We start from the raw sequence: 3,015 nt of genomic DNA on the forward strand, positions 1-3,015 counted from the left end.
GCGATTTCATCCAGGACGTGAATGCGATCCAGCCGATCGATGCGGCGATCCAGTCCAATCTGCGCGAAACCACCACGCGCGTGCTGGCCTCGCTGACGCCGCGCGAGGAGCGCGTGCTGCGCATGCGTTTCGGCATCGGCATGAACACCGATCACACGCTTGAAGAAGTGGGCCAGCAGTTCAGCGTGACGCGCGAGCGCATCCGCCAGATCGAGGCCAAGGCGCTGCGCAAGCTCAAGCATCCCAGCCGCAGCCGCAAGCTGCGCAGTTTCCTCGACAATTGACACGGAGCGGCGGAATTCCGCCGCTCGAATACGGGGCCCTGGGGCGCGCATGACCGATAAGCCTGCCCGCCTCAAGGTCACCGCCATCCGCGCCATCGTGCCGTTCAAGCTGGTGGTGACGTTTTCCGACGGGGCGTCGGGCACGTTCGACGCCGCTCCGATGATCGGGGAGCGCGGCGAGGGCACGGAGCCGTTGCGCGACCGGCGCTTCTTTGGCACGGTCGGCTTGGCCAATGGCGTTCCGACCTGGCCGAACCACTTCGATCTCTCGCCGCTCTGGCTGCGCGAGGAAATGGAAAAGCGGGGCGAGCTTGTTCTGCCGCCGCCCCTGCGCCGCCGGCGCTGACTGGAAAAGGAGTTCCACCATGTCGTTCTTCAAGAAGCTGTTCGGTGGCGGCGCCGCCGCCAATGCCGAGCCGGAAGGCGACAAGGTGCTGGGTGAGGAGAGCTATAATGGCTATCTCATCAAGGCCATCGAGATGAAGGCCGGCAGCGAATTGCAACTGGCCGGCACCATTGAGAAGCTCATCGAGGGCGAACTCAGGACCTATCGTTTCGTGCGCGCCGACCGCATGGCCTCGCGCGAGGATCTGGTGGCGCTGGCGCTTTCCAAGGGCCGCCAGATCATCAACGAGCAGGGCGACGCGATCTTCCGCTAGACGCCGGGCGCTGTGCCTTGCGTCTTGCGCCCCTGGCGGCAAGACGCTGCAACTTCCCTATTCCGCCCGCCCGCCGGTTCCCCCGGGACCGGCCGTGGCGGCACGTTGTCCAGAAGGAGATTCATGATGGCAAAGAAACCCACAGCCCGGACCGAATTCGTCATGTTCGATGTGATCTATGAGGATGGCAGCCAGCGCTCCAATCGCCGCGTCGATGCCAATATCCTGGGTGGGCTGGACGGCGACGAGCCGGCCCGCGCCGCCATCGAGGAGCAGGACCGGGCCATATCGGAGAAGTCGGGCCTGCCGCCGCTGGCGATCAAGACGATCCGGCGCTCGGGCAAATAGCCGAACGGAAAGACCCCGGCAGGAGCCGGGGTCTGGGCAATGCGCATCGGGGAGGACGATGGCATTGGGAGGCTGAAGATCAGGCTTACGCGCCGGGGGTAGCGGCGGGAGCCGGAGCCTCGGGGGCAGGGGTCACAGGGGTCGCCGGGGCGGTTTCGACCGCCGGAGCCGGCGTCGTCGCCGGGGCGGGTTCGGTCACCGGGGCCGGAGCTTCCGTCATCGGAGCCGGGGCCATGGTGTCGGCCGGAGCCTGAATAGCGGGGGCCGGGGCCGTCGTGGTGGTATCGACGGTGGGGGCCGGGCCGGAATTGGCGGAGAATACCAGGTAGCCGATGGCCAGCAGGGCCAGAACTACGATGATGCCCACGAACCAGCCGGTGCCGCTGCTTTCACGCGTATAGGCCGTGCGCACCGGGTCATTGGTATAGGCGGTGTCACGATCAGGGGTTGCCATGATGTCGCTCCTTTGTTTCATCGTGTGTCAAGGAAACGTGAGCGGTTTGGTTTTGTTCCCGCCAATATCGATCACAAGATAAGCCTTTTCCCAGGGCGCAAATGCAAATGGCCGGGCAGGAGCCCGGCCATTTTTAAATGCCGATCGGATCAGCGGTTGGCGACGGTAATCAGCGGCGTGATGCGGCGGATGGTGACGCGCCGGTTCTCGCGTTCCGCCGCTTCGGTGCGGATCTTGAGATAGCGCTCGCCATAGCCCTGGGTGGCCAGGTTCTCCGGCGGCACGCCGTAGAAGTCGGTGAGGATGCGCGCCACGGTCGCCGCCCGCAGGTCGGAAAGCTGCAGATTGGAGATTTCCGAGCCCACCGCGTCGGTATGGCCTTCGATGAGGAAGGTCTCGCCGGGATTGGTGCGCAGCAATTGCAGCATGGCGTTGGCCACGTTGGACAGGGCGCTTACCTGATCGCGGGCAATGCTGGCCTTGCCGGTATCGAAGGTCAGGCCACCCACTTCGAGCTTGCGCACGCTGTCGCGGATACGGGCCGAGCGCTTCACCTCGTCGATGGAGTAGAGGCGGGCCACCGATTCCACCGGCGGCTGGGCGAAGAAATGCTCCACCTGGGTCTCGTCGGCATAGCGGGCGTCGAGCACATAGTCGCGCACCGGAATGTTGAGACGCAGCGGCGGCAGGTCCCGGCCCGGATCGCGCCATTCGATCAGGTCGTTGTCATAGCGCTCATCGAACCAGGCCAGCACATATTCGCGCCCGTTGGGATCGATGCGCGAGCGCCGCAGAACGTCGCCATTGCGGTTGCGCACGGTCACGATCTGCGAACCGTCGGGGCGGGTGATGGTTTCGCGCACCCGGCCATTGCTGAGATTTTCGTAGTAAATCTCGTCTTCGCGGGGATTGTAGAACCGGTCGGTATCCTGGCCGATGGAATTGACCACGAGCTGGGCGCCGATCTGCAAGACCACCTGGGTGATGGCATCGCCCGGCGCGGCCGGCCGCACGATGTTCTGGTTCACCTCGACATTGTTCTGCTGACCGATATTGGTCGTGGTGTTGTTGGTCGTGTTGTTGTTGACGACATTGTTGACGATGTTGGTCTGGTTGATGATGGTGACGTTCTGCGGCACCTCCAGCGGGGCGACCTGAGGTGCGGCGACCACCTCGCCCTTTTCTTCAACAGCCGACAGCATGCGGGCTTCTACCGGCACTTCGATGGCCTGCTGGGCGGCTGCGTCGTCTACCGGCGGCGGCGCGACGG

Annotated in this window: 6 protein-coding genes; 4 read left to right on the plus strand and 2 right to left on the minus strand. The window is 64.6% G+C overall.

The genetic code is table 11. The annotated features are described in order from the left end of the window. From VDP82_RS16370 to VDP82_RS16385, 4 genes are all read left to right on the plus strand, one after another. Positions 1-284: sigma-70 family RNA polymerase sigma factor (locus VDP82_RS16370; RefSeq protein WP_323015895.1), on the plus strand; the 284-nt coding region annotated here is incomplete at its 5' end. 49 nt (positions 285-333) lie between these two features. After that, entirely contained in the window at positions 334-630 is a 297-nt protein-coding gene (locus tag VDP82_RS16375; protein ID WP_323015896.1) for a DUF2442 domain-containing protein, read from the plus strand. Positions 631-649: 19 nt separating this feature from the next. Next, positions 650-943, plus strand: a complete 294-nt coding sequence (locus VDP82_RS16380; RefSeq protein WP_323015897.1) for an HlyU family transcriptional regulator — start codon at positions 650-652, stop codon at positions 941-943. A gap of 126 nt (positions 944-1,069) precedes the next feature. Then, the gene (locus tag VDP82_RS16385) at positions 1,070-1,291 is read left to right on the plus strand and encodes a hypothetical protein (protein ID WP_323015898.1); all 222 of its coding nucleotides are present in this window, start codon (positions 1,070-1,072) and stop codon (positions 1,289-1,291) included. A gap of 85 nt (positions 1,292-1,376) precedes the next feature. On the opposite strand, the gene VDP82_RS16390 is transcribed toward VDP82_RS16385, so the two are convergent. Together VDP82_RS16390 and VDP82_RS16395 are read right to left on the minus strand one after the other, a co-directional pair. Then, complete coding sequence (locus VDP82_RS16390; RefSeq protein ID WP_323015899.1) at positions 1,377-1,745, minus strand: hypothetical protein; 369 nt, start codon at positions 1,743-1,745, stop codon at positions 1,377-1,379. A gap of 149 nt (positions 1,746-1,894) precedes the next feature. Beyond that, positions 1,895-3,015: OmpA family protein (locus VDP82_RS16395; RefSeq protein ID WP_323015900.1), on the minus strand; the 1,121-nt coding region annotated here is incomplete at its 5' end.

Source organism: Devosia sp., from assembly GCF_034675085.1.
GTDB lineage: Bacteria > Pseudomonadota > Alphaproteobacteria > Rhizobiales > Devosiaceae > Devosia.

Bases quoted from the DNA above. Each gene is read 5' to 3' on its own strand.
- VDP82_RS16390 (WP_323015899.1), bottom strand. From the start codon at position 1,745: ATGGCAACCCCTGATCGTGACACCGCCTATACCAATGACCCGGTGCGC.
- VDP82_RS16380 (WP_323015897.1), top strand. From the start codon at position 650: ATGTCGTTCTTCAAGAAGCTGTTCGGTGGCGGCGCCGCCGCCAATGCC.
- VDP82_RS16375 (WP_323015896.1), top strand. From the start codon at position 334: ATGACCGATAAGCCTGCCCGCCTCAAGGTCACCGCCATCCGCGCCATC.
- VDP82_RS16385 (WP_323015898.1), top strand. From the start codon at position 1,070: ATGGCAAAGAAACCCACAGCCCGGACCGAATTCGTCATGTTCGATGTG.